The organism is Psychrobacter sp. 1Y11, assembly GCF_052259045.1.
Taxonomy (GTDB): domain Bacteria; phylum Pseudomonadota; class Gammaproteobacteria; order Pseudomonadales; family Moraxellaceae; genus Psychrobacter.
On record NZ_JBQQER010000019.1, the window covers coordinates 1 to 20,427 of the forward strand.

Genomic DNA, 20,427 nt, shown 5'->3' on the forward strand with positions numbered 1-20,427 from the left:
CAGAAGTGAAACATCGTTGCGCCAATGGTAGTGTGGCTCCGGCCATGTGAGAGTAGGTCATCGTCAGCTCTCTATTCCTGAAAAGCCCCCTTAACTTAACTGTTAAGGGGGCTTTTCTTTGTCTTCTATTCTTATATATAAAAAAACCATCATTCATAAGAATAATGGCTTTTGCCGTTGTACTTTAAGCTATCTTTGCGAATAATTATTCAGCAGCTGACTTACTAAACACTTCTTTCAAGCTAGTAGGTTCTTTACGCTTAGCTTCATTGTGCTCATGACGGGCTTTAGAAGAGGCTTGATAAGCACGTAGACGAGAGTGCTGTAATGTGCCAATCGGACGATTCTCTTCTAGGCAGCGGAAAGTCGTAAAGCTCAAATCTTCTATCGCTGAAAGGTTACCATCGTCTGGAACATCTTGGCAAGGTATGGTCAAAGTCGCTACGGTAACAAACGGCGCATCAGACTCTTTCCATTCTTTAGTCAGCTGTTCGATAGGTTGCTTCTTAATATTTTGGCAAAGTTGAACTTGCACTTCGAACTGATAGTCGTGCTCTCTGATTTCTTCTATGATAGCGGGACGAATCGCTTCATCTTCGGTAAATAAGTGAATGTTGGTACGTTTAATTTTCTCCATAGAGGCTTTGGTAGGCGTTACTCTAACTTTTGCCATGTAGTCGCCATGACGAAACGCGCCTTGAGAGAAGTAGTCATATAACCAAGCGTTCTTTGGAGGGATAGTCGCTAGCTTTCTAAAAGCGTTAAGTGATCGCAGACCTCCGATATCAGGGAACTCTTTGCCATATTTGGTCAACCAGTGAAAGACAAACTTACCTTTACCTAGTAGTCCATCGCCTAGATAACCGTTTAGTCCGAAGTTTAACTTAGACAAATAAGCATAATCTTTTAGGCTGTTAGTAAAAAAGATAGGGCCATTGACTAAAGCATAATCAAAGGTGGTACTATCTTCTTCACCCGGCGCTAGCTTTTTGCCTGGCACATCGAATATTTTAATAGCTAGTCCTTGTCCCAACCCGAGTCTTCTATCTGCACTGACGGCGGCAGCGGCGTTAGAGAAGCGAATGACTGCATCATGAATGCCTGCTTTGGCATATAAACCTTGAGCATACTCTTCAGGAATATTATCTAATATCTCAAACTTAGCTTTTAAGCCACAATAGCTCTTGGCGTGGACGGCACGAGTATGATGATCGATATCGTTTAAGTCTTTGCTTTTTTTGACATACAGACGGATGTCTTCGGTAATCGTATCTATGACTTTATTATCGTCATTGCTTAAGGTGATATATTTTGGGTCGTATTTAACATATTTAGGTTTAAATATTTTCTTTAGCATCATCAGCTTCCTTATATTAATAAACTAGAATTCGAATTCTTGAATATTTTATAAAAGTTTGCTAATAGTTATTTATGATAAATATTGGTAATGTGTAAATGAATCTATATTAATATGTTTTCTAGTGTTCTAAAACAACTCCTCAGCTTCGACCACTTCCTCAAAATCAAACCCTAACTGCTCCCCTTTACGCTGCCGCATTTGCTCAATACGCTGCTTACGCCCTACAATTAACCTCAATACTTCTCTGCGCTGTTCTGTGCTCATACTTAACCATAATTGACGCTCAGTACGACTTCTTAAACAGCCGAAGCAATAGCCTTTTTTATTACTTGTGCACACACCTATACAAGGATTATCGATGTCAAACAGTTCAATCTGTTCACTCATGACGTCTCCTTGTCTTCATTTTGCTTCGGTTAAAATAGATATTTCGATAAAGCATTCATACTAATATAAGTTGACTATAGATCAGCAATTTTAGCACTATTAACGCTATATCACTGGTGTTATGCTCGTTACTAGTTATTTTTACAGTATACCGAATGTCGAAGATGAGATTGCATATGAATATTGTGTACGTCCATGGCTTAGATAGCGATGCCAATTCTAATAAAGGCCTATTGTTGGAAGGCTATTGCCAAGAGAATTATCCAGATATCGAAGTCCATCGTCCTGACTTAAATCAAGCGCCTGAGCAGGTCTTTAGCTATTTGACTGGTTTAGTTACTAAGTTGAGTCAAGAGGCCAAAACCGTATTGATTGGTAGTTCGTTAGGTGGGTATTTTTCAACGTTAGTGAGTAATCATACTGGTTGTGCTGCGTTATTGCTAAACCCTAGCACGCAGCCGCACGTTACTCTCCAGCGCTTTAAAGACGATGCGAGTCAAAATACGTTAGAATCGTGCAGTAGTTTCGATGGTAATGAAACACTTTATACCACCACTGGTGGTTGGGCGATCACCATAGCGGACTTGCACTGGTTTGCTGCGCATCCATTATTATCCATCGCTAACCCTAGCAAAGTAGCAGCGTTAATCAAAGAAGGTGATGAATTACTTAATGCAACTCTTTCAGCGAAGTTTTATAGTGAGCAAGGCGCTAGAGTTATTTTGCAAAACCGCGGCGATCATCGTTTCAGTGATTTCGCTGAGCATTTGCCAGAAGTTATAAAGTTCGTAGAAGAGCTGTCTAATTAGTGCAATGTGCCTAATAAAAATATCAAGAACACTAAAAAATTAGCATTAAGCTCTCAGATGTAATCAGTACAACTAAACGACATTATCTGACGTAAGGCTTATAACTATCGGCCTTTAGCGCAGTATTTTTAGTTATAATGGTTCAATAGAATTTATAGTTTGTAGATATTAAGGAAAGCATTTGTGAGTCAATATAATGCGCAATCGTTAGAAGTTTTAGAAGGGCTGGAGCCAGTACGTCGTCGCCCGGGTATGTACACGGATACCACGCGCCCCAACCATTTGGCGCAGGAAGTCATTGATAATTCGGTCGATGAAGCGCTAGCTGGCTACGCCAAAACTATCAAAGTGCAGCTGCATGAAGATGGCTCGTTATCCGTAGAAGATGACGGGCGCGGGATGCCGACTGATATCCATCCTGAGTTTGGCCAGACAGGTATTGAGCTAATCTTAACGCGCCTGCATGCCGGTGGTAAGTTCTCGACTTCTAACTATCAAGTGTCAGGCGGTCTGCATGGCGTTGGTATCTCAGTCGTCAATGCGCTATCAACCCGAGTCGAAGTCACTGTTTGGCGTGATGGTACTCAGTTCGATATGGCACTAGAAAATGGTGCGCCTGTGGCGCCTTTGAGCGAATCAGTTAGCTCTAATAAACGCAAACGTGGTACGCGAGTGCGCTTTTGGGTCGATGGTAGTTTTTTTGATACGCCTAAATTCAGTGTCAAACAGCTTAAGCATAATCTGAAAGCTAAGGCAGTACTGGCAGCGGGTTTGACTATCGAATTTACCGATAGTATCAACGATGAAAAAGTCGTTTGGCAGTTTACTGATGGCGTCGTTGAGTATCTCGCTGAGCAGCTCGATGGTCTGGAGACGCTGCCAGATGTCCCTTTTTATTATAATCATGACGCCGCAGAAGGCGAGCGTGCAGGGATTACCTTTGCGCTATCTTGGTTGCCTGAAGGCGGCAATCCGGTTCAAGAGAGCTATGTGAATCTGATTCCAACTGCGCAAGGCGGCACGCACGTCAATGGACTACGCACAGGTATTTTAGAGGCGCTGCGTGAGTTCTGTGATATTCATAACCTATTGCCGCGTAACGTCAAGCTGACGGGTGAAGATGTCTGGGATGGGATAAATTACATCTTGTCCTTAAAGTTCTCTGAGCCGCAGTTCTCGGGACAGACCAAAGAGCGTCTATCAAGCCGTGAGGCGGCAGGTGCGGTGCAAGCATTAGCCAAAGATGCGTTTAGTCTCTGGCTCAATCAGCATGCTGATATAGGGGCGCAAATTGCAGAGCTAGCGATCAATAAAGCCGGTCGCCGTCTCAAGTCCGCCAAAAAAGTGGCGCGTAAGAAGATTACTCAAGGTCCAGCTTTGCCGGGTAAGTTGGCAGACTGCCGCGGTGATTTGCGTGATGGAGCCGAGCTGTTTTTAGTAGAAGGCGATTCGGCTGGCGGTAGTGCCAAGCAAGCGCGTGATCGTCATTATCAAGCGATACTGCCATTACGCGGCAAAATATTGAATACGTGGGAAGTGTCTTCCGATACGGTGTTATCAAGCCAAGAGATCCATGATATCGCCATTGCTATCGGTGTCGATCCGGCCTCTGATGATCTCTCTGAGCTGCGCTATGATAAGATCTGTATCTTAGCCGATGCCGACTCTGATGGCCTGCATATTGCCACGCTCATTTGTGCTTTATTCGTCAAACACTTTCCTGCCTTAGTTGATGCTGGTCATTTATTTGTCGCGATGCCGCCTTTGTATCGGGTCGATATCGGCAAAGAGGTGCATTATGCGCTAGATGAGGGCGAGCTGGAGCATATATTATCAAAAGTTCCTGGTAATAAAAAAGCGCAGATTACTCGCTTCAAGGGTCTGGGTGAGATGAGTGCAGAACAGCTACGCGAAACGACGATGAACCGCGATACCCGCCGTCTAGTGCAGCTCGATATGGATGATATGATGCTGACCAATAGCGTTATGGATATGCTATTAGCCAAAAAACGCGCCTCTGACCGCAAGTCTTGGCTTGAAAATAAAGGCAACTTAGCAGATATTGCGCTATAGGCTAACGCTTCTAAACGTACGTATAAAAGGGGTAATTCGTTGAGAGTTATTCCTTTTTTATTGGCAAAGGCTTCTGTACAAGCTATATAAACAAAGCAGAGTATAAATAATAAGCTAGTTTGCTCAGGTTAATGCTATGATGGGATACTCCTTATTCTGTCGTACTATTATGTCCTTAAACTCAAAAACCAGCACCACTGCTAAACCTACTCCGAACAGACGCTCCAAAGTGTTGCCTGATCTTAATAGAAAAGATTTAGGCGACTTAATTCCTAAGCGTGGCGGTAAGCTTGCTCCTACGATAGGTCGTTTACTGATGAAGTCAGCTGGCTGGAAAACAGTAGGCACTATCCCTAATATCTCACAAGCGGTGGTATTAGCCGTTCCTCATACCTCCAATATCGACGGGTTATATGCGTTGCCTTGCTTATTTGCGCTGGATCTCAAAATCAGTATTATGGGCAAGCATACGCTGTTTAAAATACCAGTGTTGGCGCAATTGATACGTTGGCTTGGCATCATACCCATTAATCGCGAAGTTAAAGGCTCAGTCTTGCAAGCGAGTATCGATAAGTTCAAAAACAATAAGACTTTGTTTTTGGGTTTAGCACCTGAAGGGACGCGTAAATATACTGAAAAATGGAAAACTGGGTTTTATTACTTGGCGGTTGGCGCTAATGTGCCTATTTTGCCTGTTGCCCTAGACTATCATGCCAAAGAAGTGCGCTTTTTAGAGCCTGTGTATCCAACAGGTAATATCGAAGAGGATTTGCCAAAGATTTATGTGCAGTACGGCGGGGTGATGCCTTATCACCCTGAGCGACTCTCGCAGCCGCTACAGGACGTTAATCAAGACTTCAAAAGTTAAAGACAAGGTTACAGCAAGATTAGAAATTGGGCTGACCATTGGAGGCGCTAACGCCGCCATCAACAGGCAAATTAACCCCCGTAATCATCGACGCATCTTCGCTAGCTAAAAAGGTAATAGCCGCAGCGATATCTTCAGGGGTGACAAAGCGCCCTAGAGGACAGCGCGATAAAAACTTATCGACCTTCTGTTGATCTTCTCGCATGTCTTTGGTCATACTGGTCTTAGTCGCGGTAGGGTTAACTGCATTGACGCGCACACCGTCCGGACCATGATCTAAAGCTAACGTGCGCGTCAAATTAGTGACGCCCGCTTTGGCAGCATTGTAAGCAGCCATATTCCAATCACCACCGATACCTGAGAGTGATGAGACGTTAATGATGTTGCCTTTTGTCTTGATTAAATGCGGCATGGCGGCCTGACAGACATAAAAAGTACCATTTAAATTGACATCGATAGCTGAGCGCCAGTCCTCGCCAGATAAATCTGTTATCTTGCCTTGCATACCTTTGCCAGCGTTATTGACGACGATATCGAGCTTCTCAAACCTATCTATCACTCGTTTTATCATTTCTTGTACTTGGCTTTGTACACTGATATCACAAGTGATCGTCATATAGTTGTCGGTATGAATCCAGGTTTTGTCTTGTGGAAACTCTTTTGCGGTCTCCTCCAAAGTTTCAGAGGTACGTCCTACCAATACGACAGTTGCGCCTTCATTAGCGAAACGCAAAGCAGTGGCGCGTCCCATGCCTGAGCCCGCTCCAGTGACAATAACGGTTTTTTCTTTGAAACGTTTCATAATATCTAATCCCTGTTATGATATAAATTTTAAATAAGTATTCTCTGGTAGTGATATCTAGTACGGTTAGTGATAAATCTACCATAGCCTTATGGCATTCTTATAACAAGCCGTGGTTATAAAAATGATACCAAATTGCTCAATCTGCTAGGCTATGATTTTACTATAGCCAGTTCGAAGTAAAATCGATAGATAATCCACTTGACTGCCAATAGCACTAGAATTAGAAAAAACAAAAGGCCTTTGCTTTGACACCACCAAACCCCACACCTGAGCTGCACAATCAGCTGACACTATGGCTAGATAGCTATTTACAGGTCCAAAAAGCGCCAGCAGATGAGCAGAGCGCCCATAATGAAAAGTCCACGACGCAACAGCTCTATCAGCTACCTTTAGGGCAACTTAGAGTCCTGAGAGTGGTCTTAGCCCCTTTAGTAGATAATACTAAAAATAATACCAAAACGGATATAGACGCCATACGCTCGGCAGCTATAAGATTTGCTTTAAGATGGAAAAAACGTCTGTTAAAACAAGACAAAAATAACCAGATCAATAGCGCTTATGTGCTCATATTGGAGAGAAGACCGGCAGTCGATAGCGACAATTTGGTGCAAACACCAGACGATAGTCACCGTTTATCAGCCGAGATGACAAGCGCTGATACTCAGCATGCTATAGAATACCAATCCGCCGATGCTAACGATTCTGGCATAGGACTACAAGTCTTTGACCAACAAGTCTGGCAGATGGTATTAGACACTCTGCAGACGCCGAATGATCTATGGCGACTCTTACGCTATCATCAAGCAGAGCTGCAACAATCATTGAGTAGTACACAACTGAGCAGTACTCAAATAGACAGTACTAAACCTAGCTTTAATTTTGAGCTGTCTGTGCTTAACCAGTTTATGGATAGTCCGGCTATCTATGCGCAGGCGCTCACTATCGACAATGCTTTGATAAAATACGGTATTCAGGATGCGCCGAATAATACGTTAGTCGCTATGAGTCTGGCTCAAAGAAACAATGAGAAGACTACAAAGCGGATTTATGAGCAAATGAGGCAAACATCTCTCTTGTGGCATCAGCTTAGTTCTCAGATGCTCTCAGAGTCGCTAACAGCTGCGCAGTTACCGCTTTGGCAACGTCAGTTATTATCAGAGTCGTTGTTCTCGCGCCATGAACTGATCCGCACCCTCTATCAGCATCCGAGTCGCAGCATTGAGCAGCAGCAAGCTGGTTATGTGGTACATCAGCACTCTTATGAAAGTTTAGGCCGACATTATGTGTTGATATTTTATGGCCGACAGCAAGACGGCAAACAAAGCCGCAAAACCATCGCGCCAAATCTGGCTACAATAGCCAAAGACGTGTCTACGCGCCTACCTATCGCTGAGCTGCATCATGTTATCGTGCTAGGTGTGGAGTTTATGGTAGAAGGAGTGGATACCTTTATTGATATTGACCTATTTATCCAGCCAGTGACCGCGATGAGTGAAAAAGAGCGGCAACTGACTAGACAGTTACAACGCCTAAATAGTCAGCAGCATAATCAAAAACACGATGGGCAAGCAAATAAAGTGGGCTTAAATAAAAATGCAAAACCACTGCCAACTATAACCCTTAGTTTCAATATTCCCGCCACAAAAAATAAAACATAGAGCTGAGCGCCTCTAGTCTATAACAATACTATTATCCATACGCATAAAAAAAGACAGCCTAAGCTGTCTTTTCTTTTTATGTTGATAAATACACTGCTATCAACGCTTATTGATTGGTGTCGTCAGCAAGACCGCTACCCGGTAAGATCTCATTATCATTACCAGTGTTAAGCCCAGTGTCTGTATCCCCTCTAGCAGGAGTGATATCGACAGTGTTGGTATCAAGATTACTGGTATCTACAGTGTCCGTACGCAAATCAGTCGTTGCAGTGCTTGGCGTAGCTGGCGTGTTTGTAGCAGTAGGCGTGTTATCGCGAACCGATTCTTTAATCTTTTCTTGCGTAGATTTGCTTGGCTCTACAGCTGATTTAGCTTTCGCTTCATCACGCTCTTTGTCCATCTTGTCTTGCATCTTGCGTAAGAAACGAGATGCAGCTTCTTGACCACCAAGACCGAATGATAGAGCAAATGCTACGGCTACGGCACCTAACGTTAGACCAAATGCGAGGTTAACAATAGAATCAGCAATACCCATCGCTTTTAGGCCCATAGCTAGTACTAAGCCCATGATCAATACACGTACAATATTGGCTAAGAACTGTGAACCTTGTTCTGAGCGCTCAACCACACCAGCGATGATATTGGCAAGCCAAAAGCCGATGAATAGAATGATCGCGCCTAAGATGATGTTGGCACCGAAAGCGATAAACATCGTAATGATCGCTGAGATAGGCTCGAAACCTAGTAGATCAGCGGCTGCAACTGCAGCAAACAGCATCGCAAAGAATACGATAGCATAACCGACTACATCAGAGATGCGCTTATCACCCATCGTCTCTTGTAAACCAACTTTGGCAGGTAAACGGTTGATTTCAGTATTCTCAAGCAAGCCTTTGATGATGTTTGCAACCATACGTACGACATAATAAGTTACAATCAAGATGGCGGCTGCCATAAAGATATTAGGCAGAGCTTCCATTATTTTATTGAGCATGTTAGTCGCAGGACGAGCAATAACTTCGATTTTTAGCGCATTTAAGGCAGCGATAATCGTTGGGATGATTACTACTAAAAAAGCTAAAGAACCGGCAATATTAGGTAAGCTATTTTCTTCGCTAAGACCGGCTTTAGAAGCAAGCTCTTGAACGTTAAAGGTAGACACCAGGTTAGTTACGATACCGCGTACCACTTTGGCAATAATATAACCAACAACAAAGACCACACCTGCGATAAGAATGTTCGGAATGAAGCTAAAGATTTTATCAACCATATTCGTTAGAGGAGCAAATAAGCCATCAAGCTCTAACTGACCTAGTACTATCGTTAGAACAATAAGCAAGATGAACCAATAAACCATATCAGCAATGGTGCTGCTCATAGGTTTGACGCCTGCTTGCGCGCTCAAGCGCTCATCCATCGTAGTCTTTGATAACGCAGTATTAAGCGCCGTGCGAGCCACAGTAGCCACAACCCAACCGATGATACCAATAGCAATGGCAGCGATAAGATTAGGAATAAAGGACAACACTTGACCCACCATGTTGGCAAAAGGTGCCGAGATAGAGTTTAAGTTAAGCGTATTTAGAGCGGCTGAAATAGCTATGATAAAGATAAACCAAAAAACGATCTTGGATATAATGCCTTCCAAGTCGTAAGATTTACCCGTAGAAGAGTCCATACGTTGATTTAAGTTTACTTTGGCCAGTACATTACGTACTAAGGCGGCAATACCTAAAGCCACTAGCCAACCAATAATAAAAATTAAAATAGCCCCAATGATAGAACCAATAGGCCCACCAAGATAACCATTAAAAGATGTAAACATTGGATTCATCTTATCCTCCTTTAATAATCATGTCTCGATAATGAGATAAATAGGGCACACTCACCAAAAAATGACATCATTATTTATAAATAGTATTTTAATAGAATTATTTAATTATAAAACTGCAAAATAGAGCAGGTGATTATGAGAATGGCAGTCCATTGCACAATAAAAGTTCTGTTATTAAGCGTTAACCCGGAATTACTATTGTAACTGATAATTTATTTGCTAACTGACAACCTGATAAAAGGTCATTAGAAGAGATAAATAGAGATCGGTTTAAAAAACCTAAGCCATTTTCGGTAATCCGGTGATTTATGTAGAAATATGACTTATAGTTACATATTCTTTAATCTGATTAAGCTTAGCGGATATGGTGTTTAGTTTAAAGACATAATGCTTTACTTAACGCTATAGTTGTGTGATAACTTGTTATCATGATTAAAATCATTAACAAAAAATGTACATCTGATGATTAAATATTATCTTAAACCCGATAGTAGGCGTAGTTCCTAAAACCAAGATTTGTTATGATGACGGACCAATAACTTATTATCACTACCTTACAATTTGAGAGTACTCTATGAAAAAAATCACTACCTTTGCAATTGGTACGCTAGCTAGTGCTATGTTGCTAGTAACCGGCTGTAGTACCAATAACGGCAATCAAGACACCTCAGCGGCAAGCGTGGCTGTGACCGAACAAAGCTCGCAAACCCAAAAAGTGGGCTATAGCTTGGGCTATATGATGGCAGAAGGTAATAAAGAAGCGGTTGCAGATCTTGACTTAGATACCTTTGAGCTAGGTTTCCGTGACGGATATCAAGGTAATGACTCTGCTTTGACCCAAGAGCAGATGCAACAAGTATTAATGGATTACCAAAAAGAGCAAGAAGAGAAGTTCGTTAATGATATGCAAGAAAAAGCCGCTGAGAACACTGCAAAAGGCGAAGCTTATCTAGCGGAAAATGCGAAAAAAGAAGGCGTGAAAACGACTGATTCAGGTTTGCAGTATAAAGTACTGACCGCAGGTACAGGCAAGTCACCAAAAGCGACTGACGTCGTCGAAGTCAATTACGAAGGTAAATTGATCGACGGTACAGTATTTGACAGTTCTTATGAGCGCGGCGAGCCTATCGAGTTCCCGTTAAACCAAGTGATCGCTGGCTGGACGGAAGGCTTACAGCTAATGAAAGAAGGCGGCAAATACGAGTTTTATATACCAAGCGATCTTGCTTATGGCGAAGCGGGCAATCAAGGCATCGAACCTAACAGTACTTTGATTTTCACAGTTGAGTTGTTATCTGTAAAATAATGAGATCTGTAGGTATTTAACAGACGCTAACGTTAATAAAAAAGCTCTCATAATAATGAGAGCTTTTTTATTGCGCGAAAGTATAGTTTACAACGTCTTTTGAAAAACTTTAGAATTACGGCCATTATGGTACTGATCACGGCGCGGCTCAGGGAGATCACTACTGTCGACCTCAGCAAAACCCTGCTCAACGAACCAGTGCGCGGTACGAGTCGTTAATACAAATAACTTATGCACCCCATGGCTACGCGCTTGCTGCTCTAAAAATGCCAATAAATCAGCACCGCGACTACCGCTGCGATAATCAGGGTGAATAGCAACACAGGCGACTTCTGCTGAATTGTCATCTAGCGGATTAAGCGCGGCACAACCTAAAATCATCCCATCACGCTCGATGACACTGTAGTTGTCAATCTCTTGTTCGATACGTTCGCGCGAGCGGGCGACTAAAATGCCTTGTTCCTCAAGCGGGGTTAATAGCTCGATCAAACCGACCACGTCATCGATGTTCGCTCGGCGAATCTCTTCGTAGGGATCGTGACTGATTAGCGTTCCTGAACCATCGCGTGTGAAGAGCTCTTCTAGCAACGCGCCGTCTTTGGCATAAGAGATAATATGGGTACGATGCACGCCTTGACGGCAAGCGCTACTAGCGCAGTGTAAGAAGTAATTGATCTCATGATTGATATCGCGCTCACGCAAAAAGCGATCCACTTCGTTCGGAATCATCTCATGCAGCGGGCGACCATTATCTTGAATATCCGCCTCTTCGCCTAAGAAGATTAGCTTATCAGCATTAAGAGCGACAGCGGCACTAAGCGCCACGTCTTCTGCTAATAGATTAAAGACTTCACCAGTAGCAGAGTAGCCCATAGAGCCCAAAATGACGATGTGATTATGCAGTAAGTTGTTCTTGATCGCATCGACATCTATCGAGCGCACTTCTCCAGTCATCTGATAATCAACACCATCGCGGATACCATAAGGGCGCGCGGTGACAAAGTTACCAGAAACCGCGTCAATGCGGGAGCCATACATGGGCGAGTTAGCAAGTCCCATCGATAGCTGCGCTTCAATCTGCAGGCGTATAGCGCCTACCGCTTGTAGGATACTTGGCATCGCTTCTCGCGGTGTTAGCCGGATATCTTTATGCAGCGGCGAGGTGATATTGACTTCTTTTAGGTTGTCTTCAATCTGCGGCCTGGCTCCGTGTACCAAGACCAGCTTTATACCTAAACTATGTAATAAAGCAAAGTCATGAATCAGCGTACTAAAATTCGGGTGCTTCACCGCTTCACCGCCGAACATAATCACGAACGTCTTGCCGCGATGCGTATTAATGTAAGGGGCAGAGTTGCGAAACCAATGAACATATTCAGGGTTAATCTGTGGCATGGCGCTAGTAGTCATAATAGGAACAGTAATAGTAGGATAAATAGGAAGATTAAAGATTTACCATAGCAAAAAACCCCGTTATGAGCTATCTTTTTATTCAACTACTCTCGGCTCTTATGGAAGGTCAATGATATACATAACCTAAACACGGGGCTGATGTAGCTAGAATAGCTTTTTGCTATGCTAAGCGTTATCATTTGCCCATCTACTGTTTTTGCTATATCAACTAGGAAAGATAATCATTATGAAAAAAAGCAACCATTTTGCCAACCCATTTGCTGCTTGGGGCGGTCACCGTTTGTTTCATGTTGTCGCTGGCACGCTCGTCGGGGCAATGGTCGTCACGCAAGCCTCAGCTATGCTTCCCACTCCAGAGCCGGCGCTTGATAATAGCTCTACTGCTCTACAAACAGCGGCTTTTGATTCTAGTAACTCCTCTAATGCTAACTCCAATGCACAGGCGGTGAATACTAAGATTACCGCCTCGCTTATCAGTGTCGATGCAAATGGTAATGAGGTTTTAGTCCCCGTCACCGCTGAGACGCGCCTGCAATCTGGTAATATCTTGGAGTACCAAGGCTACTTTACCAATACCAATGCTGATCGAGTGCGCAAAATGACAGTCACTATGAGTATTCCTGAGCAGGTTGAGCTGTTAGGCGGCGTCATGCCAGACTTCCCTTATGGCAGCGTCGATGGCAACTCTTTTGCTCGTATGCCACTAAGAGGCAATGTTAACGGCCAAAGCCAAGAGATTCCTTTGGGCTATTATAAGGCCGTACGTTGGGATATCGAAGGAGTAGGCCTCAATGATACAGTGATGGTGCAGTACCGTGCGAAGGTAAAATAAAGCTAAGCCTCAAATAAATTGCATTAGCTAGAACGCATACACCAGATTATATGGCATCTTTTGTTTCTTATCTGGCGGGTCCGAGTTCAGATTATATGACAGGGCAAGCACCTATCATGGATGGTGAGCTTGTTTAGCGTTTATGAAGGTAATTTCTCAGAGCTACGTTACCGCTGAGTAGCTAGTCTCCAAATTAGGAGAACAGACCCTAAATTATGTAGTGATATTTGTAATCTACTTTTAGTCCTTTTAAAGGAGTAGTTTTATGAGCAACGATGACCAAGACGCGATTATTATCGGATCTGGACATAATAGCTTGGTTTGTGCGCTTTACCTGTTAAGGGCGGGTTGGTCCGTTCGTGTTTTAGAGCGTGCCCCAACGCCTGGCGGCGCGGTTAAGACGCAAGAATTGACCGAACCGGGGTTTAGGCATGACTGGGCCGCGATGAACGTTTCGAACTTCAAGAATTCAGCATTCTACGCGGATTTCGGCGCGGCTTTGGAACGTCAAGGCGCTGAGTTTGTGACTGCAAAAAACTGCTTTGCTTCGGTATATGACGATGGAACTTGGTTTGGTGTCGGCACCGATACCGCAGCCAACATCTCTCGCATCGCAGCATTTTCTGAACGAGATGCCAAAACGTGGCAATCTCTAACCGACAGCTTTGCATCACGCGCGGCGATCATAGGCGGCTTGATGTCCAGTCCGATGAAATCGACTGCGCTGCTCGGTCTTGGGTTCAAAGCGCTGCGCCAGCAAGGCTTGGGCGGCACGTTCGATTTGATCCGCTTTATGCTGTCCTCGCCGCGCGACTGGCTAGGCCGTACGTTCGAAAGCGAAAAGATACGCGCCGCACTGGCACCTTGGGGCATGCATGTAGACTATGCGCCCGACGTTGCAAGCGGGGCGATCTTTCCCTATCTCGAAGCGTTCGGCGATCAGGCCGGCGGTTTGTCGGTGGGTAAGGGCGGGGCGGATACCATCATCCGCGCTATGGTTGCCGAGATTGAGGCGCAAGGCGGGTCGGTGGAGTGTGACACCGAAGTGACGCGCATCATGCATAAGAATGGCAAGGCCCAAGCTGTCGAAACCGCTGATGGCAGGCAGATTAGTGCAAACAAGGCAATCATCGCCAATGTTGCGCCAAAGGCGCTAGCGCGTCTGACTGGCACTACCGGCAACGCCGACTACGATTCCGGACTTGACACCTTTAGGCATGCGCCCGGCACGGTGATGATCCACCTGGCTATGTCCGATCTGCCCGACTGGCGCGCCGGATCGGAGTTGCGCGATTATGCCTATGTCACCATCGCCCCAACGCTCGATGCCATGGCGCTGGCCTATCAACAACCACTGGCTGGGCTTCTACCGACAGAACCGATGATCGTCGTGGGGCAGCCCACCGCGATTGACCCAAGCCGCGCCCCTACAGGCAAACACACGCTTTGGCTGCAAGTGCGAATGGTGCCCGGCGAGATTAAAGGCGACGGCGCCGGACAGATCAACGCAACCGATTGGGACACAGCACTGGCCCCCTTTGCCGAGCGTGTGCTGGATATCGTCGAACGTCACGCTCCTGGCCTGCGCGACCGGATTATTGGCATGCGCTGTGTGTCGCCGCTTGATCTGGAGGCTGACAATCCAAACCTAGTGGGTGGTGATCAGGTCTGCGGCAGTCATCATCTATCACAAAACGCGATTTTCCGCCCGGTTCTGGGTTATTCTGATGGCACGACGCCGATCGAAGGGTTGTACCATACAGGCGCCGCTGTTTGGCCAGGCGCAAGCACAGGCGCAGGTCCAGGTACATTGCTGGGCCGGATGCTGACATAATGGGGAAGTCATTCATTGGTTGTGAGCGCGGCATTGAAAAAGGGTCAGGCGCCGCCGGTAAGCATAAAAAACACTAGCATTACGCATGTTAGTGTTTTTTTATGCTCAAACTTTCTATCGCTATCTTCAACAAGTGGTATGAGATAAATACAAAAGAAATCAATCACTTTGCACAACGACCTTGCCTAGCTACTCTGGATAGAGGCTCTGAGTTTTGTCGGCGATCAGTTGTTTGATAGCTATCATTTGCTTATTAGCCGCTTGCTCGCCTGCGGCAATAAGCGCTCGGCGTTGGCTGCTATCCAATGAGCTTAAGTGACCAACCTCTGGGATAATAACGATATCCGCGCGATCACGCTCTAAGCGCATCTTAGTGCTGCGATTGTTAGCTAATCCATTAGGGCTCGCATTGGCATTGGCTATAAAGCTGTTTTCTAGTAAGCTCCAAAAGCTGCTCAGTGAAGTGATAGCCGTTAAAGCAGTGTTAAAGCTATCCGCGCTTTTATTTTTAGTGTTAGGAGCAGTAACATCGACCGCGATAACAATATCTGCCCCTAAATCGCGGGCGCTATCAACAGGCACTAAGCTGACGACGCCGCCATCGATATATTTTTTGCCGATCTTTGCAGGGATACGCGGCGCAATAAACACTTTCGGTACACTGCTAGAGGCTTGCACCGCAAGTCCAGTGTCGCCAGTAGTAAACACTGCCTTTTTTAAAGTATGCTTTTCAGCTGCAACCGCTGCAAATGCAATGGGCAAGTCTTCTATCGGCTGCTGCATCACTTGGGTATTGATAAAATCTCTGAGCTTGATACCTGCAATAATTCCCTGATTCGATAAAGTAAAATCTGTCAATTCGCTATCGGCGGTGGTTAGAGCCAAGTGTTCGAGCCTAGCCGCCGTATAGCCACTGGCGTAAACACTACCGATAATACTACCCACGCTAGTACCGACTACTAAAGTTGGGGTAATGCCATTTTCCTCTAACGCTTTGATAACGCCAACATGCGCAAAGCCTTTGGCACCGCCGCCACCTAATACTAATGCCACGCTAGGGGCGGTGGGCGCGGGCGGCTCTGAATGGGCTACTGGCGTAAGGCTATTGCAGGCGCTAGCCAGTAAGCTTATAGTAGTGAGTAAGCTTATTTTTATCAATAAAGTCAGTGAGCGCTGAAAGCGATAAATTCTTATGGCACGGAACATAGCAATCTCGAAAGTAGCAGTGCTAAATAGCTTAGCATAATAAGGATGCTTGTCAGTTATAATAGTAGAACCAAGCCTATGACTCTAAGTTAAAAAACTGAATTAGGATTTTTGATGCCCCTCCCTGCGACTCAATCGATAACGCATCCGGTCAATAGCGAGCCGGCCTCAGCGCTAGATATGCCCGTTTCCGCATTAGCAGGCGTTGGCCCAAAAGTTGCTGAGCAATTGGCGCTGCTAGGTATCGTGCGTATCTTTGATCTGTTATTGCATCTGCCAAGAGACTACGAAGATCGGAGTCGCCAAGTCGCTATCAGTGACGTGGCACATGGACAAGCGGCGCTCATCACCGGCCGGGTAGTGCATATCGATAATAAACGCGGCGGCATGACCGTCATCATCGATGATGGCACTGGGACTGTGGGTTTGCGCTTCTTTAAAGTCTATCGAGGACTAGCGCAAACAATGAGCTTAGGAACTCGGTTGCAGCTGTTTGGTGAGGTCAAAGTTAGCCGTTATGGTAAGCAAATTCATCATCCTGAATATCAGATCATCACCGATGGGGTGCCCGTCACCGATATTGGCCTGCAGCCTATCTATCCGACTGTAAAGGGCTTACACCAAAACAAGCTGCGTACTTTGATTAAGCTTGCGCTACAAACGGTGCGTAGCCAAGGCCTACCGATGACGCTATTTACTAGCGCTGATTTCGCTGTCGTCACCGATTTGCCTTTAGCGCCCTTTGAACCTGCTAAAGCTATTGAACCAGATGTTGAGGATATCTTCTCGACCCTCGCTCGTAGCGTGCCGGATAGTAGTAGTGTCAGTAAAGCTGATCCCGCAGTTTATAATAACTCAGAAGCTTACCAGCTCGCCTCTGTCACTACTGACCATAATCAGCATCATAACGTCTATAATTTATCGATATTTGAAGCTTTGGTACTGCTGCATACACCGCCGACTTATACCGATGCCGATCAACAATATAAACTGCTGACTCAGCTCACTGCCCGTACGCATGCCGCCTGTCAGCGCTTAATTATCGAAGAATTGACCGCCCATCAGCTTAGTCTCTTGTACCGCCGTCAACAATTGCATCAGTATAAAGCGCCAAAATGTACTACTCAAAGTGCGCTGACCGATAAGCTGTTTGCTGCCTTGCCATTTGAGTTAACGGGCGCGCAGCAAAGGGTGATGAGAGATATTACCGCTGATATGGCAACCTCTATCCCTATGCTCAGACTTGTGCAGGGCGATGTCGGCGCAGGTAAGACGCTAGTGGCAGCAGGGGCGGCGGGTTACGCGCTTGATAGTGGCTGGCAGGTCGCAGTCATGGCACCGACTGAGATCTTAGCTGAGCAGCATTTGCTCAATTTTAAACAGTGGTTTGAGCCATTAGGAGTAGAGGTCGGTTGGCTGGCGGGTAAGCAAACGGCGAAGCAGCGCCGTGAAGCTTTGGAAGCGGTAAGCGAAAACAGCGTACAAATCGTCGTTGGTACTCATGCGCTGTTTCAAGATACGGTTGAGTTTGCCAAGTTAGGTTTAGTGATCATCGATGAACAGCACCGTTTTGGCGTCGAGCAGCGGATGGCCTTGACTAATAAAGGCGTCGCTGGCAGTACCCCGCATCAGCTGATCATGACGGCAACGCCGATTCCGCGCACGCTGGCGATGAGTGTCTATGGCGATATGGATACCTCTATTATTGATGAGCTACCGCCCGGACGCACGCCGATTACTACGGTGACTGTCGATCGCAACCGCCGTGATGAGGTGATCGAGCGTATCGCGGCTAATTGTGCTCAGGGCAGACAAGCCTACTGGGTTTGCTCTTTAGTGGAAGAGTCTAGCGTCTTAGATGCACAAGCGGCTGAAGCTACTTTTGAGGATCTCAATGAGCGCTTAGACATTCGCATTGGTCTTGTGCATGGCAAGATGAAAGGCGCTGATAAGCAAGCTATTATGCAGCAGTTTAAAGCAGGCAAGCTGGATTTATTGATTGCGACAACAGTCATCGAAGTTGGTGTTGATGTGCCCAATGCGTCGCTTATGGTGATTGAGAATGCCGAACGTCTAGGGTTATCACAATTGCATCAATTGCGCGGGCGCGTAGGACGAGGATCGACCAAAAGCTTCTGTGTGCTGCTCTATCAGACGCCATTGTCAGAGACCGGTACTGAACGCTTAAAGGTATTACGAGACAGTACCGATGGTTTTGTCATCGCTCAAAAAGACTTAGAGCTAAGGGGGCCAGGGGAATTACTTGGTAAACGGCAAACCGGTAATATCGGCTATTATTTGGCAGATCTGATTCGCGATGAAGAGCTGTTCGCTATTGCCCAGCGCTTGGCTCGCCATCTGATTGCAGATGCTAGCCGTAAAGCCGATGTCAGCCAACTCATTCATCGCTGGATGCCTGAAGCCAGTCGCTATACCAACGCTTAATAATTCTCTTTGACCCACAGCTTAAATAATAAAGGCTAGCATCTTAGTAGCACGCCAAAAGTTATGCTCCGTAAAAGCTACGACTTTTTGTGTTGTTAACGGACGGTAGGCTACTGATTTACAAGGAAGTAGACTGATGATGGCTAATGAGCAGATGAGGTTTGCGGAGAAGTCGTTTTGGTTAAATAGTTATGGACACTATGATGCTAATCCGCCGCTGACTGCTAATATCAAAGCGGATGTTTGTATCATCGGTGGCGGCTTTACCGGTCTGAGCTGTGCCTATGAGTTTAAGAAAATAAACCCTAATGCTACGGTAGTCGTGCTTGAATCAAAAGTGATTGGCTACGGGGCTAGCGGGCGTAACGGCGGCTTTAGTATGAAGCTGTTCGGCCTTGAACCTGAGGTCACCGTCATGCGCTGGGGCGAGCAAAAAACGATCGAGGCGCATCAATATATGATGCAAGCGGTCAAGCATGTGCAGCAGTTAGTAGACGAGCACAACTTCGACTCAGACTATCAGCATCCAGGTATGCTGCGCGTGGCTTATAGTGATAGGCAGCTCAACAGACTCGCCAGTAGCTACGAGCTGTTTCAAAAATTAGGCATCGATAGCGATATGTCGTGGCGGCAGCAGGATTCGTTAGCTAAAGAATTTAACAGCGATAAATTTCTCGCGGGGATTTATGAGAGTGAGACCGGCCTCTTAAACCCAGCTAAGCAAGTCCGAGAGCTAAAGAGAATCTGCCAAGAGCTTGGGGTACAGATCTGTGAAACCACGCCAGCTATAGATATTCAAGAGGCGCGGGTTATTAAAATAACTACCCCGAAAGGTGAGGTCACTAGCGATAAACTTGTCATCGCTACCAACGGTTATTCTCATACCCTATCTGGTGTCAAACTCAAAAACCAACAACTGCCTATCTGGACCTATCAAATCATCACCGAGCCTTTGACTGACGCACAGTGGCAAGCTATTGGTTGGCAAAAAAGACAAGCTTTTGAAGATAACAGACACTTAGTGCATTATTTTCGGCCAACGGTAGATGGGCGTATCACTATGGGCGGCGGCCGTATCGACGTCGCCTACGGCAGTAATATGGACAAAGATAGCAATAACAGCGCTTGGCAGCATTGTGAGGAGCATCTCAAATGGCTGTATCCGCAATTACAAGATATTAAGATAGCTTACCAATGGGGCGGCCCGACGTCGGTCAATCTCGATATGACACCGGAGATCGGCTATCTGAACTCCAATAAAATCATCTATAGCTGTGGCTGTATCGGTCATGGCGTCTCCCTGACGCATCTCAATGGCAAGCTAATAGCGCAGCTCTTAAGCGAGCAAAGTAGCGATTTGACTGACTTTTGGATAGTGAATCGCAAAGCCATTCGTCTGCCGGGCGATATCATCAGTTGGTGTAGCGCAAAAGTGCTGAGTCAAAGCTTAAGCTTGGCAGATAAGTTCGATGAGCGTCATCTTTAGACTTAAGCTGAATGAAAAAATCCTATCAGCGACAGTACGACCACTACCATGCTGCTAACTTGCTATCAGCAAGAGCAAATTTTCAATGAGATTCAGTGACTTGCTCTTTTA

The 20,427-nt window shown here is 45.5% G+C and carries 15 protein-coding genes; 9 read left to right on the forward strand and 6 right to left on the reverse strand.

The window, feature by feature from the left end:
* Nucleotides 1-205: 205 nt before the first annotated feature.
* Nucleotides 206-1,360, reverse strand: a complete 1,155-nt coding sequence (locus tag ACTXGJ_RS12205; protein WP_443566107.1) for a catalase family protein — start codon at nt 1,358-1,360, stop codon at nt 206-208.
* 126 nt (nt 1,361-1,486) lie between these two features.
* Nucleotides 1,487-1,747 (reverse strand): DUF1289 domain-containing protein, encoded by a 261-nt coding sequence (locus tag ACTXGJ_RS12210; RefSeq protein WP_443566108.1) that lies wholly within the window; start codon nt 1,745-1,747, stop codon nt 1,487-1,489.
* 176 nt (nt 1,748-1,923) lie between these two features.
* Here ACTXGJ_RS12210 and ACTXGJ_RS12215 point away from each other — a divergent pair, with 176 nt between their 5' ends.
* From ACTXGJ_RS12215 to ACTXGJ_RS12225, 3 genes are all read left to right on the forward strand, one after another.
* Nucleotides 1,924-2,556 (forward strand): YqiA/YcfP family alpha/beta fold hydrolase, encoded by a 633-nt coding sequence (locus ACTXGJ_RS12215; RefSeq protein WP_443566109.1) that lies wholly within the window; start codon nt 1,924-1,926, stop codon nt 2,554-2,556.
* Between the two features lie 183 nt (nt 2,557-2,739).
* The gene (gene parE, locus ACTXGJ_RS12220; protein ID WP_443566110.1) at nt 2,740-4,629 is read left to right on the forward strand and encodes a DNA topoisomerase IV subunit B; all 1,890 of its coding nucleotides are present in this window, start codon (nt 2,740-2,742) and stop codon (nt 4,627-4,629) included.
* Between the two features lie 169 nt (nt 4,630-4,798).
* Nucleotides 4,799-5,497 carry a lysophospholipid acyltransferase family protein gene (locus ACTXGJ_RS12225; RefSeq protein ID WP_443566111.1) on the forward strand — a complete coding sequence of 233 codons (699 nt, stop codon included), beginning with the start codon at nt 4,799-4,801 and terminating at the stop codon, nt 5,495-5,497.
* Nucleotides 5,498-5,516: 19 nt separating this feature from the next.
* Here ACTXGJ_RS12225 and budC read toward each other — a convergent pair whose 3' ends face one another.
* Nucleotides 5,517-6,299: a meso-2,3-butanediol dehydrogenase gene (gene budC / locus ACTXGJ_RS12230; RefSeq protein WP_439244724.1), complete on the reverse strand. Its 783-nt coding sequence runs from the start codon at nt 6,297-6,299 to the stop codon at nt 5,517-5,519.
* A gap of 248 nt (nt 6,300-6,547) precedes the next feature.
* Here budC and ACTXGJ_RS12235 point away from each other — a divergent pair, with 248 nt between their 5' ends.
* Nucleotides 6,548-7,960, forward strand: coding sequence for a hypothetical protein (locus ACTXGJ_RS12235; RefSeq protein WP_443566112.1), 1,413 nt, complete (start codon nt 6,548-6,550; stop codon nt 7,958-7,960).
* 106 nt (nt 7,961-8,066) lie between these two features.
* Here ACTXGJ_RS12235 and ACTXGJ_RS12240 read toward each other — a convergent pair whose 3' ends face one another.
* Nucleotides 8,067-9,794 (reverse strand): mechanosensitive ion channel, encoded by a 1,728-nt coding sequence (locus ACTXGJ_RS12240; protein WP_439244720.1) that lies wholly within the window; start codon nt 9,792-9,794, stop codon nt 8,067-8,069.
* 574 nt (nt 9,795-10,368) lie between these two features.
* Between ACTXGJ_RS12240 and ACTXGJ_RS12245 the strand changes: the two genes are divergently transcribed.
* Nucleotides 10,369-11,100 (forward strand): FKBP-type peptidyl-prolyl cis-trans isomerase, encoded by a 732-nt coding sequence (locus ACTXGJ_RS12245; protein ID WP_439244718.1) that lies wholly within the window; start codon nt 10,369-10,371, stop codon nt 11,098-11,100.
* An 87-nt stretch (nt 11,101-11,187) separates the two neighbouring features.
* Here the strand turns inward: ACTXGJ_RS12245 and argA are convergent, their stop codons facing one another.
* The gene (gene argA, locus ACTXGJ_RS12250; protein WP_443566113.1) at nt 11,188-12,510 is read right to left on the reverse strand and encodes an amino-acid N-acetyltransferase; all 1,323 of its coding nucleotides are present in this window, start codon (nt 12,508-12,510) and stop codon (nt 11,188-11,190) included.
* A gap of 229 nt (nt 12,511-12,739) precedes the next feature.
* On the opposite strand from argA, the gene ACTXGJ_RS12255 reads away from it, so the two are divergent.
* Together ACTXGJ_RS12255 and ACTXGJ_RS12260 are read left to right on the forward strand one after the other, a co-directional pair.
* On the forward strand, nt 12,740-13,345 hold the full coding sequence (locus tag ACTXGJ_RS12255; RefSeq protein WP_439244714.1) for a hypothetical protein: 606 nt from the start codon (nt 12,740-12,742) through the stop codon (nt 13,343-13,345).
* A 265-nt stretch (nt 13,346-13,610) separates the two neighbouring features.
* On the forward strand, nt 13,611-15,179 hold the full coding sequence (locus ACTXGJ_RS12260; RefSeq protein WP_443566114.1) for a phytoene desaturase family protein: 1,569 nt from the start codon (nt 13,611-13,613) through the stop codon (nt 15,177-15,179).
* A 189-nt stretch (nt 15,180-15,368) separates the two neighbouring features.
* Here the strand turns inward: ACTXGJ_RS12260 and ACTXGJ_RS12265 are convergent, their stop codons facing one another.
* On the reverse strand, nt 15,369-16,385 hold the full coding sequence (locus tag ACTXGJ_RS12265; RefSeq protein WP_443566115.1) for a patatin-like phospholipase family protein: 1,017 nt from the start codon (nt 16,383-16,385) through the stop codon (nt 15,369-15,371).
* A gap of 114 nt (nt 16,386-16,499) precedes the next feature.
* Here ACTXGJ_RS12265 and recG point away from each other — a divergent pair, with 114 nt between their 5' ends.
* Both recG and ACTXGJ_RS12275 read left to right on the forward strand, forming a co-directional pair.
* On the forward strand, nt 16,500-18,830 hold the full coding sequence (recG, locus tag ACTXGJ_RS12270; protein ID WP_439244709.1) for an ATP-dependent DNA helicase RecG: 2,331 nt from the start codon (nt 16,500-16,502) through the stop codon (nt 18,828-18,830).
* A 136-nt stretch (nt 18,831-18,966) separates the two neighbouring features.
* Entirely contained in the window at nt 18,967-20,316 is a 1,350-nt protein-coding gene (locus tag ACTXGJ_RS12275) for an NAD(P)/FAD-dependent oxidoreductase (RefSeq protein ID WP_443566116.1), read from the forward strand.
* Nucleotides 20,317-20,427: the final 111 nt, after the last annotated feature.